The organism is Mesorhizobium sp. M0139, from assembly GCF_040322455.1.
In the GTDB taxonomy this organism is placed as follows: Bacteria; Pseudomonadota; Alphaproteobacteria; order Rhizobiales; family Rhizobiaceae; genus Mesorhizobium.
On record NZ_JAMYTN010000003.1, the window covers coordinates 229,357 to 243,953 of the forward strand.

Genomic DNA, 14,597 nt, shown 5'->3' on the forward strand with positions numbered 1-14,597 from the left:
TTTTCGACTGAAATAAACGAGGTGGCTGGACAATCCGGTCACCTCGTTCCCTCATGGAATAGCAGCCGCCGATGTCCTTTCGCGAACGCCTCCAGTCCTGGCGCTACAATCTCGTGCCCGACCATCTGGTCGGCGAAATCCTGACAAAACGCTGGACCGACAACGCCATTCCGTTCCTGGCGCTGGTGGCGACGCTCAGCGTGTTCGGCTCGATCATTCCCGGCTTCTTCAAGCTGACCTCGCTACAGGAATCGACCCGCCAGCTCGGCGAGTTCTCGATGGTGGTCACCGGCATGACGGTGGTGATGCTGGGCGGCGGCATCGATCTGTCCGTCGGTTCGATCTTCGCGCTGTCCTGCTTCTCCGCCGTCTATGTCTTCTTCATTCTCGAACAGTCTATCTGGCTGGCGGTGGCGGCATCGCTCGCCACCGGCCTCATCTTCGGCGCCGTCAACGGCTACCTCGTCGGCTATCTCAGGCTGCGCGCCTTTCTGACTACGCTGGTCACCTTCATTTTTGGCCGGGCGCTGTTCGATATTCTCGTCACCACCTATGCCGCAGACGTGCAGCTTTCCCAGGCGACATCCGATGTGCTCGACTTCATCGGCGACAGCACCTTCTGGGGGCTTTCGGTCTCGGTGTGGCTGGCGATCATTCTTGCCATCGTCACCCATATCGCGCTGACGCGCTCACGGCCGGGCTGGCATGTGCTGGCGGTCGGCGGATCCAGGCGCTCGGCGCACAATGCCGGCATTCGCGTGCGCCGCACCGTGTTCATGACCTATGTCTTTTCCGGCTTCTGCGCCTCGATCGGCGGCTTCCTGATCGCTTGCCGCCTGAGTGGGGCAGGGCCGGGCACCGGCCTCAACCTTGAGATCATGGCGCTGACGGCGGCGGTGGTCGGCGGCGTCAGCCTGGGTGGTGGCCGCGGCTCGGTCATCAAGGGGCTGATGGGCGCCATCATCGTGCTGACCATGACCAACGGGCTGATCCGGCTGGGCTATGGCACCGGCACCAACCAGATGGTGCTGGGCATCATGCTGGCGGTGGCGGTGACGATCGACATTCGCTGGCTGAAGAACCGCCATAAGGTGCTCAACGAAGTCTATGTCGCGCCGGTCTATCTCAAGATGGGCGAGACACAGTCTGCGGTGCCGGGCTCAGGCACGCCCTACGCGCTCGACAACCGGCTGTCGGCGGCCGACCATATCGGGCTCGGCGAGTTGGAAGGGCCGGAAGACGTCATCCTCGACCGCGACGATCACCTCTATTGCGGCACGCGCCATGGCGAGATCGTCCGCTTCTTCGCGCCGGACTATGTGAAATCGGAGGTGTTTGCCCACATCGGCGGCTTTCCGCTGGGCCTGGCCTTCGACAAATCGGGCAATCTGATCAGCTGCGTCGGCGCCATGGGGCTCTATTCCGTCTCGCCGGATCGGGAAGTGAAGCGCCTGTCGGCCGAGACGTCGCGCTCCTGGACCTCGATCGTCGACGATGCGCGGCTGCGCGACCCCAATGATTGCGACATCGCGCCGGACGGGCGCATCTATTTCACTGACTCCACCAAGCGCTATGACGCCCACGATTGGGCACTGGACTCGATCGAGAACCGCGCCACCGGCCGGCTGCTGGTCTATGACCCGAAGGACGGTTCGACGAAGACACTGCTCGACGGCTACCGCTACACCAACGGTGTGTGCATGGCGCATGACGGCAAGTCGCTGTTCTTCGCTGAGAGCTGGGCCTGCCGCGTGCATCGCTACTGGCTGGAAGGGCCGAAGGCGGGCGCCGCCGAATGCGTCATCCGCGACATGCCGGGCTATCCCGACAACATCAACCGCGCCTCCGACGGCAATTACTGGATGGCATGGCTCGGCATGCGCACGCCGAGCTTCGACCTGTCGCTGCGCCATCCCGATATGCGCAAGCGCATGACGCGCCGGCTGCCGCAGGACGAGTGGCTGTTCCCCAACATCAACACCGGCGGCGTGGTGAAATTCAACGACAAGGGCGGCATTATCGAGGCGATGGGCGACCTCACCGGCGGCGCGCATCCGATGGTCACCTCGATGCGCGAGCACAAGGGTTTCCTATTCGTCGGCGGCATCCTCAACAACCGCATCGGCCGCTACAAGATTGCGGGCGCGGACCCGACCTGGACCAGCTCCGCTTCTTATTGGGGAACGCAGCCATGATCCTCGATCCCATCTTGGACATGTTTCGCGGCAAGGCCGTCACCATCCCGCCGCTCGACGGCGCCTTCCGGCCCAACACGCGGCTCGATGATGCGCCGGTTTTTGCCGGACTGATCGAACCCGACAATCTGCTGGTTGCCGATGGCCGGCTGCTCGCTTCCAGCGGCAACGCCATCTATTCGCTTGCCGCAGAAGTGGAGCCGAAGGTTGTCGAGACCTTTCCTTCCCCCATCACTGCGCTGGCTCTATCACTGTCGGGAGAACTGACGGTCGGACTTGAGAGCGGCAAGCTGCTGGTCGCCGGCAAGGAGGTTTCGCTGCCGTCTGGCGTCAGCTGCATCACCGCGCTTGCCTATGCCGAGGACGACACGTTGTGGCTGGCCAATGGCTCGGCTGAGCATGCGCCGTCGCTATGGGCCGCCGACCTGATGAAGAAGGGCGCGTCCGGATCGCTTTGGAGGCGGGACGCAGCCGGCGGCGGGTTCCGCAAAGTGGCCGGCGAGATCGCCTTTCCCTATGGGCTCCATCCCACGGGGCGAGATGTGCTGGTCAGCGAAAGCTGGCGTCACCAGCTCGTTCGCTTCGATGGTGCAACCGGTAGCCGCTCGACCGTGCTGACGCATCTGCCCGGCTATCCCGCGCGCCTTGCGCCGGCCGGCGATGGCGGCGCGTGGCTGGCCCTGTTCGCGCCGCGCAACCGGCTGATCGAATTCGTGCTGCAGGAAACGCATTACCGGCGCGACATGATCGACCAAGTGCCGCCGGCCTATTGGATCGCGCCGGCGCTGGCCTCCAACCGCAGCTTCCTCGAACCGCTGCAATGTGGCGGCATCCGCACCATGGGCATCCACAAGCCCTGGTCGCCGAGCCGCTCCTACGGGCTGGTGGTGAAGCTCGACCGGACCATGCAGCCGCAATTCAGCCTGCACAGCCGCGCCGACGGCACGCGCCACGGCATTTGCAGCGTGGCGGAGAAGGACGGACTTCTATTCATCGCCTCCAGGGGCGGCGATTGCGTGCTCGACGCGGGAGGTTTCTGATGGAACCGATCGTGCGCCTGGAAAATGTCACCAAGAACTATCGCGGCGTGCCCGCGGTCAGACAAGTCAGCTTCGAACTGCGCAAGGGCGAAATCCACGCGCTGCTCGGCGAGAATGGCGCCGGAAAATCGACACTGACCAAGATCATTGCCGGCGTCGTCGACGCCACTTCCGGCAAGATGTTCCACAAAGGCCGCGAGATCGCCTACGCCTCGCCGCATGCGGCGCTCGAGGCCGGCATCGCCATGGTGTTCCAGGAGACCAGCCTGGTGCCGTCGATGACAGTGGCGCAGAACCTCTATCTCGGCACCGAAAAGTTTCTCAACCGGCTGCGCGGCACCTACATTTCGGCGCAACAGTTTTTGCAATCGCTGAACTTCCCGGTCGACCCGAACGCCATGGTGGCAACGCTCGGCGCGGCCAAGCGTCAGATGGTCGAGATCGCGCGCGCCGTTCACCACAATGCCGAGATTATCATCTTCGACGAGCCGACGGCGACGCTGACGCCGGAGGAGAAGCGGCACTTTTTCGCACTGATCCGGCGGCTGAAGGCGAACGGCGTCTCGATCGTCTTCATCAGCCATGCATTGGAAGAGGCGCTAATGATCGCCGACCGCATCACAATCCTGCGCGATGGCGAGTTGGTCATAACCGACGACACATCGGCCTTCGATCGCGACAAGATCGTCGCCGCCATGGTAGGGCGCACTTTGTCGGGACAGATCTACCGCCAGCGCGACGAGGCGAAGCTGCGCAAGGCCGGCAAGAAGGTGCTGTCGGTGCAGGACATTTCGATGAGCAATGTCGTGCGCAACACCTCCTTCTCGATCTTTCAGGGACAGATCACCGGCGTGTTCGGGCTGATCGGCTCGGGCCGCACCGAGACCTTCAAGATCGTGTCGGGCATCTACAAGCGCGATTTCCTGCGCGGCGGCGCCATCGAGCTGGACGACCGGCCGGTACGCTATCTCGTGCCGAGCGAAGCGGTCGCCGACGGCATCGTCTACGTCTCCGAGGACCGCAAAAGCGAGGGCATTTTCGAGACGATGGGCATTGCCGAGAATTTGTTCGGCGGGCTCCTGGCGGCGGGCCGCGAAAAGGCCTGGGTGACCAACCAGCAGGAGATGCGCACGCTTTCCGCAGAATGGACGAAGACGCTGAACATCAAGGCGATAAACGACAACGCCCGCGTGGTCGAGCTTTCCGGTGGCAACCAGCAGAAGGTGGTGATCGGCAAGGGGCTGGTGCAGCAGCCGCGCATCGTCATCTTCGACGAGCCGACGCGCGGCGTCGATGTCGGCGCCATCGCCGAGATCCACCAGATCATCAACCGGCTGGCCGATGAGGGGCTGGCGGTGGTGGTGATCTCGTCCTACCTGCCGGAAATCATGAACCTGTCGGATCGGATTCTGGTGTGCCGACAGGGGCGCATCGTGGAGGAGTTCTCGCCGGCGGAGGCGACGGAGGAGAAGATCATGTATGCGGCAGTGCACTAGGTTGCCGGTCGGTGTTTGACGGTGCGCATACGTCACCAATTGGCGAAGGCCTCAGCGCCTTCGTCATCCTCGGGTCTCCGCGACGGCGCTTCGCGCCTGCTTCGCCCGTGAATGACGAAGCTGAGATGCTTCGGCCAATCGCCATGGTTCTGTCAGCATCAAAAACTGAATCGGAATAGCCGGTTAGCCGCCCTTGCTCGAAACCTGATTCAACCACCTGATCCACCGATTCAACGAAAGGAAACGCCATGGCCGCCACAAAACTCCTCAGCGATGCCGAGGTCGAAAAAATCCCGGTTGCGAAGGCTGTGTTCGACGACATCCGCGCGACGCGCAAGTCGGACTTCGTCAACAATTTCTGGCGCGGGCTGGCCAACGATCCGGCCTTGCTGAAACGGACATGGGAACAGGTGAAGGTGGTGATGGCCACGGAGAGCGCCATCGACCCGCTGACCAAGGAAATGATCTATATCGCGGTGTCAACCGCCAATGGCTGCTCCTATTGCGTCCATTCGCATACGGCAGCCGCCCGCGCCAAAGGCTTGACCGATGCGCAGCATGGCGAACTGGTGTCGATCATCGGACTGGCCGGGCAGACCAACCATCTGGTGACTGCGATGCAGATTCCGGTCGATCCTGAGTTTGAAGTGAAGTGAGGGGCGGCTTTCGCTTCTCCCCTGTGGGAGAAGGGAAAGCGTGCGCTATGCCGGTCTGTAAACCTTCTCTGCTGTATTCCAAAAGATATCCGCTTCCGCCACCGGACCGTGCTTCGCCACGGCTGCACGGTGCGCCTTGATCAGTTCGGCGTGGCTGGTCCAGAGCTTCTCTATCGGGAAGTTGGAGCCGAACATCAGGTGGTCAGCGCCCAGAATGTCAATGGCATTGTCGACGATGTAGGCAATCAACGCCGGATCGTTGCGGTGGGCGAAGGTGCCGAGGCCCGACAGCTTGGCGTAGAAGTTCGGCGCTGTTGATAGCGTACTCAGGCCGGCTTTCCAGGCCTCGGTGGTTTCCGGCTCCATGCCGGTCAGCATGCCGGCATGGGTGAGGATGAAGTTGATCTGCGGGTTCTCGCCGACCAGCGTCAGCCCGTCCTTCATCTGGGCAGGGAAAAGCTGCAGGTCGAAGGACAGGCCATAGTCGTTAAGCCGCGCGACATTGGCCCGCACCTTGGGGTCGATGACCTGATCGGCCGAGGCAGCGAAGCGGAAGGCCGGCGTCTCGTGCCAATGCAGCTGCATGCGCACGCCGCGCAGCAGCGGGTACTTTTTCAATCGATCGATCTGGGGCCGGACATCGTCGACAGTCATATCGGTATAGCCGACGATAGCGTGCGGCCAGCCGGTCTCGTCGGCAGTCTTCTGCAGGAAGGCGACTTCTTTTTCGAAATCCTCCTTGGCCCAGTTGGTCTGGACATAGACGGCCTTCTCGACACCTGCGCCTTGCTGATCGGCGAGAAATTCCTCGATCGGATAGTCGCGGCGGATCGGCTCGTAGGGGCCAAAAATGCGCGGCACCATCGGGCCGACCAGCCAGGGCTGATCCTGCTGGCGCCAGATGTGGAAATGCGCGTCGATGGCTTTCTGCATCACGATACCCTTTTCCAGATTGCCGACGCCGCCGGGGCAGGGCGGGCGAGCGACAGGATGAAATCGGTGAGGCTCCCGGGCGACGAGCCGTCGATGAGATCGTCGAGATCAGGCAGGATGGCGCGGAGTGCTGCCGTGGCGGGAAGGAAACGCGGGTCACCGGCCAGCGGTGTGGCCAGCGACAGGCGAAAGGCGCGGGCGCTCAGGCGGCGTATCGCGGTCTCGAGATCGGCATGGTCGCCGCGCTCCAGCGCGTCCGACAGGATGATCACAGCGGCACCGCGCGTGAAGGCCGAGAACCGCGGCACAGAGAGGAAGGCGAGCAGGGTCGGTCCCATGCGCGTGCCGCCGTCCCAGTCGTCTACGAGTGCCGCCGCTCGGGCGAGAGCCTGGTCGCGATCGCGGATACGCAGTGCGGACGTGATTCGGGTGAGCTGCGTGCCGAAGGTGAAGATTTCGGCACGGTCAGCACCTTGTACGGCGGCGTGCGCCAATTTGAGATAATCCGATGTGTGCAGCTTCATCGAGCCGGAGACGTCGATGAGGATCAGCAGTTTGCGCGGCACCGTCTGGCGGCGGCGGAGCTGCGGCGAGGGGATATCGCCATCGGCGCTGACGATTTCCCTGAGCGAGCGGCGCAGGTCGAGCTTGCCGCGCGAATGGGTGCGCACGGTGCGGAATGAGCGGCGGGCGGGCAGGGCTGAAGCGAGCTTGCGGCGGAAGGGCCCAAGGCCATCGTCGTCGCGGAGGAAATCGCGGCTGCTGAGCTGTTCGATTGCCGACGACAGCTCGCCGCCTTTCTCCTGGCGCGTGGTCTGTTTCTCCTCCTGGCGCGTGCCGCCATCGTCCTTGATGCGGGTTTCCTCGTCTTCTTCGCCTTCGACGGAAGGTTGGCCATCGCCATGGAAGTGATTGCGAAAATGCGCCTCGAACTCGCCGCGGCGATCGGGCGGGGGGGCAAGCGTTGCGAGCGCCGCCTCGCGGATGTCGGCCATCGAGCGCGGGCCGAGCAGGGTGACCGCCTGCATGAAGCTGGAGACCTGCTCGGGGGCGACGGCAAAGGCGTGGCGGCGCAGCAGCCGGGCGAAGTCGAGGAAGGGCGCGGAGGCGAGAGGAAGGGTTCCCTGACGCATCATTCCTTCGCGCCCCCCTCTGTCCTGCCGGACATCTCCCCCTCAAGGGGGGAGATTGGCGGCTTCGGCGCCTTGCTCAGGTCTGCAACTCTGGAGATTGGCGAAAGCCACAATGACAGCTGATCTCCCCCCTTGAGGGGGAGATGTCCGGCAGGACAGAGGGGGGCGCTGTCCCGCCGGCGTTGCGCATTGCCGAAGTCCCGGCTCACCCCAGCGCCTCCTCGACGATGGCACCAAGCTCCGGCGCGATCGCGGACAAATCCTCCTCGTCCTTGATAAGCACGCCGATGGCGCGGCGGAAGGCTTGCGGCCATGGGCTGCCGCCTTTCTCCAGTATGGTGGCGGCGTTGGCCCATTCGACGGCCTCGGAGATGCCGGGCGGCTTGGCCAGCGGGCGGACGCGGATCGACTGCACGGCATTCGCCACGGCGCGGGCGGTCGCTTCGGCGACCCCGCCGGCGCGCAGCATGATGATGGCGGCTTCGCGCTCGGCGTCGGGATAGCCGATCCAGTGATAGACGCAGCGCCGACGCAGCGCCTCCGCCAGTTCGCGGGTTCGGTTCGAGGTCAGGATGACGATCGGCTGCGCCTCGGCGCGGATGGTGCCGCGTTCGGGAATGCTGATCTGGAAGTCGGAGAGGAATTCCAGAAGCAACGCTTCGAATTCGTGGTCGGAGCGGTCGATCTCGTCGACCAGAAGCACACGCTGCCGAGGCGCCCGCAGCACCTGCAGCAGCGGCCGGGCGATCAGAAAACGGTCGTCATAGATGTCGATCTCGTGCTCACCGGCATGCCGGATGGCGAGCAGCTGGCGCTGGTAATTCCATTCGTAGAGCGCGTGTGCTGCGTCGATGCCTTCATAGCATTGCAGCCGCACCAGATCGCGGCCAAGCAGTTGCGCGATCGCCTTCGCAGCTTCGGTCTTGCCGACGCCGGGCGCGCCTTCGAGCAGCAACGGCTTGCCCAGCCGTATGGCCAGGAAGATGGCGGTGGCCAGGCTGTCGTCGGCGAGGTAGCGCGAAGCAGCGAGATGCTGTGCCACCGCCTCCGGCGAGGTCGCGACAGTCTCGGCATTCGGCTCCTGCATGTCGTCCTCAGTTCGCCGCTTGCGCCTTCAGCGCGCGCAATATGCGCTCCGGTGTGATCGGCAGCGTGTCGATGCGCACGCCGACGGCGTCGAAGACGGCATTGGCAACCGCGGGGATCTGCGGGTTCGCGCACATTTCGCCTGGCCCTTTGGCACCGTAAGGACCATCCGCCGACGGCCGCTCCAGCACGATGATCTCGGTTTGGGCGAGATCGCCCGGTCCCGGCATCAGATACTGGTTGAAGTCGGTGCCGCCATGGTCGCGGTTGGGATAATAGGGCTCGGTCGTTTCGTAGAGCGCGTGGCTGATGCCCATCCAGGAACCGCCGACCAGTTGCTGCTCGACCATTTTCGGGTTCAGCGCGCGGCCGATCTCAAAGACGTTCTTCACGGTCAGCACCGTAACCTCGCCCGTCTCGTCATCGACCTCGACTTCGGCCACCGTGCAGGCATGGGCGTAGCAGGTCGACGGCTTCATCGCGCCGGTCTCTTTCTCCGGATAGGAGCGCGGGATCAGGAACATGCCGCGCCCGGATATCGAGCGCCCGCGCTTGAAATGCGCCGACAAGGCGACATCGAAGATCGAGATCGACTTTTGCGGCGCGCCCTTGACCAGAATGTTGCCCTCGCCATCAGTTTCGAGATCGGAGGCGTTCACCTCCAGCTCTTCCGCCGCCACCTCCAGCATCACCTGACGGGCTTCCTTGGCCGCCTGGATGACGGCATTGCCGGCGCGGTGGGTGCCGCGCGAGGCGAAGGTTCCCATGCAGTGCGGGCCGGTGTCGGTGTCGGCGGTGTCGATGGTGACCCGGTCCGTCGGCACGCCGATGGTCTCGGCGCAGATCTGCGCCATGATCTGCTTCAAGCCCTGACCGAGATCGACGCTGGAAAGCGTCACCATGAAATTGCCGGTCGGCGTCGAATGCACCAGCGCCTGCGTCGGGTCGCCGCCAAGGTTCATGCCCGTCGGATAGTTGATCGCGGCGACGCCGCGTCCGCGCCTTATCGCCATCTCAAGCTCCCTTCGTGTAGGAGGACATCGCCATATACTTCTCCGCCACGGGCCAGTTGGCGGCGCGCGACGCCTCCTGCATGCACTCGATCAGCGCCGCTCCTTCGGTCGGCTGGCGATGCGCCTTCATGTCGCCATCGCGATAGGCGTTGATGAAGCGGAATTCGAGCGGGTCCATGCCGATCAGCCGCGCCAGCTTGTCCATCTGCACCTCAAGCGCGAAGTCGCCGATGGTGACGCCGAAGCCGCGCATGGCGGAGGAGGGGGTGCGGTTGGTGTAGACGCAATAAGTGTCGATCCAGACATTGGGAATGGTGTAGGGCCCGGGATAGTGCGCCGCTCCCTTCTGCGCGCCATAAGGCGAGTGGCGCGAATAGGCGCCGGCATCGGTATAGCCGGTCACCTTGCGAGCCACGATGCGGCCATCGTTCATCACGCCATCCTTGATGATTATCTTTTCGGCGGCGCGCGGCGAGGAGATCTGCATCTCCTCCTCGCGGCTATAGACGAAACAGACTGGGCGTCCGGTTTGTTTAGCGCCAAGAATGGCGATCGGCTCGACGATGACGTCGACCTTGCCGCCGAAGCCGCCGCCGACAGTGCCGCCGACGAAATGCAGTTTTGAGCCGGGCATCTGCAGGATGATCGAGGCGTTGTCGAGGGTGAAGAACATCGCCTGGGTGTTGGTGTAGCAGGTGAAGCGGTCATTGCCTTCGGGCACCACGACGCAACCGGTGGTCTCGGTCGGCGCATGCTCGATGGGCGAGGATTGATAACTCTGTTCGAGGATGTGGTCGGCGCCGGCGAAGCTCGCCTCGACATCGCCGAAGCGCACCTTGCGGCATTCGCCGCTGTCATAGAGATAATAGTTCTGGCCGTGATATTCGTTGACCAAAGGCGCGCCAGGCTTCAGCGCTTCTTCCATGTCGAAGACGGCCGGCAGCACCTCGTAGTCGACCTTGACCTTGGCTGCCGCTTCCTGAGCCGCGCGCTCGGTCTCGGCCAGCACCGCCACCACCGCCTCGCCCTTCCAGCGTACCTTGCCGTCGGCCAGCACCGTCTCGTCTTCCGGTCCGACCTGGATCAGGATCAGGATGGTGTAGACATTGTGCGGCACATCCTTGGCGGTGAGGATTTTCACCACGCCGGGATGCTTCTCCGCTTCGGAAGTGTCGATCGAACGGATGCGGGCATGGTGGTGCGGACTGCGCACCATTTTCAGGTGAAGCATATTCGGGAAGTTGCGGTCGGCGAAATAGGCGGTCTTGCCCGTCACATGGCCCGGCGAATCCAGCCGCGGCCGCCCATGGCCGATCTCGTGCAGGCCGTCCTTGCGCTGATCGGCGAAATAGTTTTTGCGCAGTTCCATTCTTTTGGTCCTTAGGCCGCGTTCTGCGAATTGGCTCGGGCCGCGGTCAGCACCGCCTGGATGATCGGCTCGTAGCCGGTGCAGCGGCAGATGTTGCCGGACAGCGCCTCGATCACATCCTCGCGGCTCGGATTGGGCGTGTGGTCGAGCAGCACCTTGGCGGCCATGATCATGCCCGGCGTGCAGAAGCCGCATTGCGTGGCGAAGGCGTCGAGGAAGGCACGCTGCAGCGGATGCAGGACGCCGGCCTCAGCGAGGCCCGATGTGGTGCGGATGTCGGCGCCGCTGCAGGTCTCGGCCACGGTCAGGCAAGAGAGCCGGAGTTCGCCGTCGATGATCACCGAGCAGGCGCCGCAGGTGCCCTGGTGGCAGCCGCCCTTGGGCGAGGTGTCGCCGATCTTGTCGCGCAGCGCGTGCAGCAGCGTCGTGCCGCTGTCGACAAATTCGGCCTTCTCCGAGCCGTTGAGCGTGAACTGAACCGGAACCTTTGCCATGTTTTCCTCCCAGCGCGCCTGCCCGATTGATCGGACAGACGCGCGCCCCCCAAGCGGTGGTTAAGTAAGCAGCAGCCGGCCGAGATGGACCGGGAGAACCTCGGCGCGATACCAGGCGCTGGCGATCGGATCGGTGATTGGCGAAGTGCCTTCACCGGCTGCAGCCAGCGCCGCTGCGACGCCGTCCTGGTCAAGCCTGCTGCCGATCAGTGCCTTTTCCGCAGCGCGGGCGCGCATCGGCCGGTCTGCCATGCAGCCGAGCGCGATCCGCGCCGAGGAGACAGTGCCGTCGCCGGCCTGTTCGAGAACAGCGGCGATGCTGAGCACCGAGACGCCCTTCGGCTTGACCCGCGACACTTTCAGGAAGCGGAAATTCTCGGCCTTCGGCAACGCGAAGGCGACTGATGTGACGATGGCGCGGCTGCCGTCCCGCCAGGCCAGAAAATCCTCGATAGGCAATTCCCCATCATCGGTGGCGACCGTCGCATCCAACGCCAGCAGGGCGACAGCGAAATCACCGTAGGGCGCCGGTGCGAACAGATTGCCGCCGACAGTCGCCATATTGCGGATCGCCGGGCCGCCGACGGCGCGCGCAGCCCTGGACAGCGCCGCAAGCTCGGGATGGCGGGCGATGGCCGCCATTTTCACCGAAGCTCCGATGCGGACCTTGCCGCCGGCAACGGTGATCCCGGAGAGGGCCGGATCAGTCGAGCGGACGAGGCCGGTGACGGAGACATCGCCTTCATTGGCGGCGCGCACGACCAGCGTGCCGCCGCCGAGATAGCGGGTGCCGGGCGCCTTCAGCGCCGCGTTGGCATCCCTGACGGCCGAAAAGGTCTGGAGGGCAAGCGCCATGGCAGTCTCCCTGGTTCAGCTCTGGCCAGAAAAATGGCTCTTCAACGCATTGAAGCCACCCTGGAAGACATTGGCGGCCATGCCGGCGGCGATCTTGTCGGCCTCTTCGGGCGCCGCGTCGAAGCTCGCGGTCCATTCGGCATAGGTGCGATCGCCATCGGTCACGCGGCGCAATTGCAGCGTCGCCTTGTGATTGGTCAGCGGCTGCGGCGTCTCCAGGATGGAGTAGCTGACGCGGAAATTCGCATCGGAGAAGTCGAGCAGTTTTTCGCGGATACGCGCGCCGCTGGCGAGCTCGAAATTACGCACGCAGCCGATGGTTTCGGCGCTCTTGCCGTCTTCGATATGGCTCTTGACCATGCGCGGATGCCAGCCCGGCAGGCCGTTGAAGTCGCGGATGCGCGCCCAGACCTTTTCGACCGGCGCGTCGATGACACTGGAGACGGTGACTTCGGCCATATGATCATTCCCCTACGAATTCGATACGCAGCAGGGTAGGGCGGCGGCCGGTGCTGCGCTTATCAATGGGTCTTGCGGCCCTATCAAGGAGTCTGAAAAACGAACGGCCCGTTCAGGCCATGGCACGCGCCGCTTCGCGGTAAAGCGTCGGCGGCACGCCGACATGGTCGCGGAAGAAGCGCGAGAAATTGCCCTGGGTGGTGAAGCCGAGATTGCAGGCGACCGAGATCAGCGGTTCCTGCGACCACTGCAGCTGCCGCACGGCTTCCTCCATGCGCAGCGTGTTCCAGTAGACATTGGGCGTCAGATTAGTCTGTTCCTTGAATAAAGCAAAGAAGTGCGGCCGCGACAGGCCGACGCTGCGGGCGACGTCGTCGAACGAGATGCGTTCGCAGACATTGGCCTTCATCAGCTGGATTGCCTTGCGGACGCGGAAATCCTGCATTGTGTTGACCCGGATCCGCGCCTCCTGCGGCGCCGAGGCGTCGGCGGCGTCGAGCAGGCTATCGATGAAGCGCTCGATCTCGTAATTGGCGACGTCGTCGATGCTTTCATTATCGCTCAAATGGTCGAGCAGGTTGGCGGCGGCCTGGTGCAGCCAGGGTTCGAGCGTGATCGCAGCCTGTGCAAACAACGGCGCCGACGAAGGCAGGTCGCGGCGCCGGCGCGCCCAATCCGGATCGATGTAGAAAGCGAGGAACAGGCCGGGCCTGCCGTTCTGCGACAGAATGTGGCTGTGCGGCTGGTAGGAATTGATGCCGGCGGCGGTGCCGGGACCCAGCGGCACCGTCTCGCGGCCGACGGTCATCTCGCCGGCCGTGCCCTCCAGCCAGATGATGATGTGGGCCTCGACATGCGCATGGGTGACGAAGTCGCTGGCGACATTCAGGACAGAAACATGTCCGAACCGGCCCCAATAGAGCCTGATCGCGTCCGTCATGGGTTATACCTCCCGCAGACGACTGGCCTCCCTTCGCCTGCGACGGGATTGTGCGGCTGAGTTCGGGCTCGCGTCAAGGCGCGGGGCGAAAGCCGCTGTGTGCTGCCGGCCGTAGTGGTGGATTTTCAGACTGAGCGATAGGGTTTCCCGTCAAACCGAAGCCGTCATGCCGCCGTCGACATAAAGCGTATGGCCGTTGACGAAGGATGAGGCGTCGGAGGCGAGGAACACGGCGGCGCCGATCAGTTCGTCGACATACCCCCAGCGGCCAGCCGGCGTGCGCTTTTCCAGCCAGGCGGAGAATTCCTGGTTGTCGACCAGCGCCTGGTTCATCTCGGTGCGGAAATAGCCGGGGGCGATGGCATTGACCTGCAAGCCGTATTTCGCCCAGTCGGTGCACATGCCACGTGTCAAATTGCGGATTGCGCCCTTGGTGGCCGTATAGGGCGCGATGTTGGGCCGGGCGAGTTCGCTCTGCACCGAGCCGATGTTGATGATCTTGCCCTTGCCGCGCGCGATCATATTGCAGGCGACCGCCTTGCCGGCATGGAAGGCGCCGGAGACATTGGTCTTGAACAGCCGCTCCCACTGCTCCTCGGGAAAGTCCTCGAGCGGGGCGCGAAACTGCACGCCGGCATTGTTGATTAGGATATCGATGGCGCCGATCTCGGCTTCGATGCGGGCGACATCGGCATCGACCGCGCGAGAATCCGTCACGTCGAAGGTCGAGGGGTGCGCTTTGAAGCCGGCATCGCGCAAGCCGGCGACGGCACCGGCAACCTTGCCGGCATCGCGGCCGTTGAGTACGACACTTGCGCCATGCTCGGCAAGGCCGCGCGCCAGCGCCAGGCCGATGCCTTGGCCGGAGCCCGTAATCAGCGCCAGCCGGCCGTTGAGGTCGAACAGGGATTTCGATGTCAAAGCAACG

General features: G+C 63.9%; 14 protein-coding genes. 4 read left to right on the forward strand and 10 right to left on the reverse strand.

Going from position 1 to position 14,597, the window contains the following annotated elements; all coding sequences use genetic code 11:
* The first annotated feature begins 71 nt into the window (after window positions 1–71).
* The 4 genes from NKJ58_RS06105 to NKJ58_RS06120 all read left to right on the forward strand — a co-directional run bounded on the left by NKJ58_RS06105 (window position 72) and on the right by NKJ58_RS06120 (window position 5,387).
* Window positions 72–2,195 carry an ABC transporter permease gene (locus NKJ58_RS06105; protein ID WP_352518736.1) on the forward strand — a complete coding sequence of 708 codons (2,124 nt, stop codon included), beginning with the start codon at window positions 72–74 and terminating at the stop codon, window positions 2,193–2,195.
* Window positions 2,192–3,235 carry an SMP-30/gluconolactonase/LRE family protein gene (locus tag NKJ58_RS06110; protein WP_023696217.1) on the forward strand — a complete coding sequence of 348 codons (1,044 nt, stop codon included), beginning with the start codon at window positions 2,192–2,194 and terminating at the stop codon, window positions 3,233–3,235. The genes NKJ58_RS06105 and NKJ58_RS06110 overlap by 4 nt, the downstream gene beginning before the upstream one ends.
* Window positions 3,235–4,731 (forward strand): sugar ABC transporter ATP-binding protein, encoded by a 1,497-nt coding sequence (locus NKJ58_RS06115; protein WP_352852870.1) that lies wholly within the window; start codon window positions 3,235–3,237, stop codon window positions 4,729–4,731. Before NKJ58_RS06110 ends, NKJ58_RS06115 begins: the two co-directional genes overlap by 1 nt.
* Before the next feature lie 248 nt (window positions 4,732–4,979).
* Window positions 4,980–5,387 carry a carboxymuconolactone decarboxylase family protein gene (locus NKJ58_RS06120; protein ID WP_023699677.1) on the forward strand — a complete coding sequence of 136 codons (408 nt, stop codon included), beginning with the start codon at window positions 4,980–4,982 and terminating at the stop codon, window positions 5,385–5,387.
* 45 nt (window positions 5,388–5,432) lie between these two features.
* Here NKJ58_RS06120 and NKJ58_RS06125 read toward each other — a convergent pair whose 3' ends face one another.
* The 10 genes from NKJ58_RS06125 to NKJ58_RS06170 form a co-directional block, all read right to left on the reverse strand.
* Window positions 5,433–6,320, reverse strand: coding sequence for an amidohydrolase family protein (locus NKJ58_RS06125; RefSeq protein WP_352518788.1), 888 nt, complete (start codon window positions 6,318–6,320; stop codon window positions 5,433–5,435).
* A complete protein-coding gene (locus tag NKJ58_RS06130; protein ID WP_352518734.1) occupies window positions 6,320–7,456 on the reverse strand; it encodes a vWA domain-containing protein in 1,137 nt (378 codons plus the stop codon). Before NKJ58_RS06130 ends, NKJ58_RS06125 begins: the two co-directional genes overlap by 1 nt.
* Before the next feature lie 202 nt (window positions 7,457–7,658).
* The gene (locus tag NKJ58_RS06135; RefSeq protein WP_352518733.1) at window positions 7,659–8,540 is read right to left on the reverse strand and encodes an AAA family ATPase; all 882 of its coding nucleotides are present in this window, start codon (window positions 8,538–8,540) and stop codon (window positions 7,659–7,661) included.
* A 7-nt stretch (window positions 8,541–8,547) separates the two neighbouring features.
* Window positions 8,548–9,552, reverse strand: coding sequence for a xanthine dehydrogenase family protein molybdopterin-binding subunit (locus NKJ58_RS06140; protein WP_023690781.1), 1,005 nt, complete (start codon window positions 9,550–9,552; stop codon window positions 8,548–8,550).
* A gap of 1 nt (window position 9,553) precedes the next feature.
* Complete coding sequence (locus tag NKJ58_RS06145; RefSeq protein WP_352499685.1) at window positions 9,554–10,921, reverse strand: xanthine dehydrogenase family protein molybdopterin-binding subunit; 1,368 nt, start codon at window positions 10,919–10,921, stop codon at window positions 9,554–9,556.
* Between the two features lie 11 nt (window positions 10,922–10,932).
* Window positions 10,933–11,415: a (2Fe-2S)-binding protein gene (locus NKJ58_RS06150; protein ID WP_023682241.1), complete on the reverse strand. Its 483-nt coding sequence runs from the start codon at window positions 11,413–11,415 to the stop codon at window positions 10,933–10,935.
* Between the two features lie 60 nt (window positions 11,416–11,475).
* Complete coding sequence (locus tag NKJ58_RS06155) at window positions 11,476–12,270, reverse strand: FAD binding domain-containing protein (RefSeq protein WP_023682240.1); 795 nt, start codon at window positions 12,268–12,270, stop codon at window positions 11,476–11,478.
* Window positions 12,271–12,285: 15 nt separating this feature from the next.
* A complete protein-coding gene (locus tag NKJ58_RS06160) occupies window positions 12,286–12,729 on the reverse strand; it encodes an SRPBCC family protein (protein ID WP_023682239.1) in 444 nt (147 codons plus the stop codon).
* Window positions 12,730–12,841: 112 nt separating this feature from the next.
* Window positions 12,842–13,669 (reverse strand): AraC family transcriptional regulator, encoded by an 828-nt coding sequence (locus tag NKJ58_RS06165; RefSeq protein WP_023673046.1) that lies wholly within the window; start codon window positions 13,667–13,669, stop codon window positions 12,842–12,844.
* Between the two features lie 150 nt (window positions 13,670–13,819).
* Complete coding sequence (locus NKJ58_RS06170) at window positions 13,820–14,590, reverse strand: SDR family oxidoreductase (protein ID WP_031197944.1); 771 nt, start codon at window positions 14,588–14,590, stop codon at window positions 13,820–13,822.
* Window positions 14,591–14,597: the final 7 nt, after the last annotated feature.

Bases quoted from the DNA above. Each gene is read 5' to 3' on its own strand.
- NKJ58_RS06105 (WP_352518736.1), top strand. From the start codon at position 72: ATGTCCTTTCGCGAACGCCTCCAGTCCTGGCGCTACAATCTCGTGCCC.
- NKJ58_RS06110 (WP_023696217.1), top strand. From the start codon at position 2,192: ATGATCCTCGATCCCATCTTGGACATGTTTCGCGGCAAGGCCGTCACC.
- NKJ58_RS06115 (WP_352852870.1), top strand. From the start codon at position 3,235: ATGGAACCGATCGTGCGCCTGGAAAATGTCACCAAGAACTATCGCGGC.
- NKJ58_RS06120 (WP_023699677.1), top strand. From the start codon at position 4,980: ATGGCCGCCACAAAACTCCTCAGCGATGCCGAGGTCGAAAAAATCCCG.
- NKJ58_RS06125 (WP_352518788.1), bottom strand. From the start codon at position 6,320: ATGCAGAAAGCCATCGACGCGCATTTCCACATCTGGCGCCAGCAGGAT.
- NKJ58_RS06130 (WP_352518734.1), bottom strand. From the start codon at position 7,456: ATGATGCGTCAGGGAACCCTTCCTCTCGCCTCCGCGCCCTTCCTCGAC.
- NKJ58_RS06135 (WP_352518733.1), bottom strand. From the start codon at position 8,540: ATGCAGGAGCCGAATGCCGAGACTGTCGCGACCTCGCCGGAGGCGGTG.
- NKJ58_RS06140 (WP_023690781.1), bottom strand. From the start codon at position 9,552: ATGGCGATAAGGCGCGGACGCGGCGTCGCCGCGATCAACTATCCGACG.
- NKJ58_RS06145 (WP_352499685.1), bottom strand. From the start codon at position 10,921: ATGGAACTGCGCAAAAACTATTTCGCCGATCAGCGCAAGGACGGCCTG.
- NKJ58_RS06150 (WP_023682241.1), bottom strand. From the start codon at position 11,415: ATGGCAAAGGTTCCGGTTCAGTTCACGCTCAACGGCTCGGAGAAGGCC.
- NKJ58_RS06155 (WP_023682240.1), bottom strand. From the start codon at position 12,270: ATGGCGCTTGCCCTCCAGACCTTTTCGGCCGTCAGGGATGCCAACGCG.
- NKJ58_RS06160 (WP_023682239.1), bottom strand. From the start codon at position 12,729: ATGGCCGAAGTCACCGTCTCCAGTGTCATCGACGCGCCGGTCGAAAAG.
- NKJ58_RS06165 (WP_023673046.1), bottom strand. From the start codon at position 13,669: ATGACGGACGCGATCAGGCTCTATTGGGGCCGGTTCGGACATGTTTCT.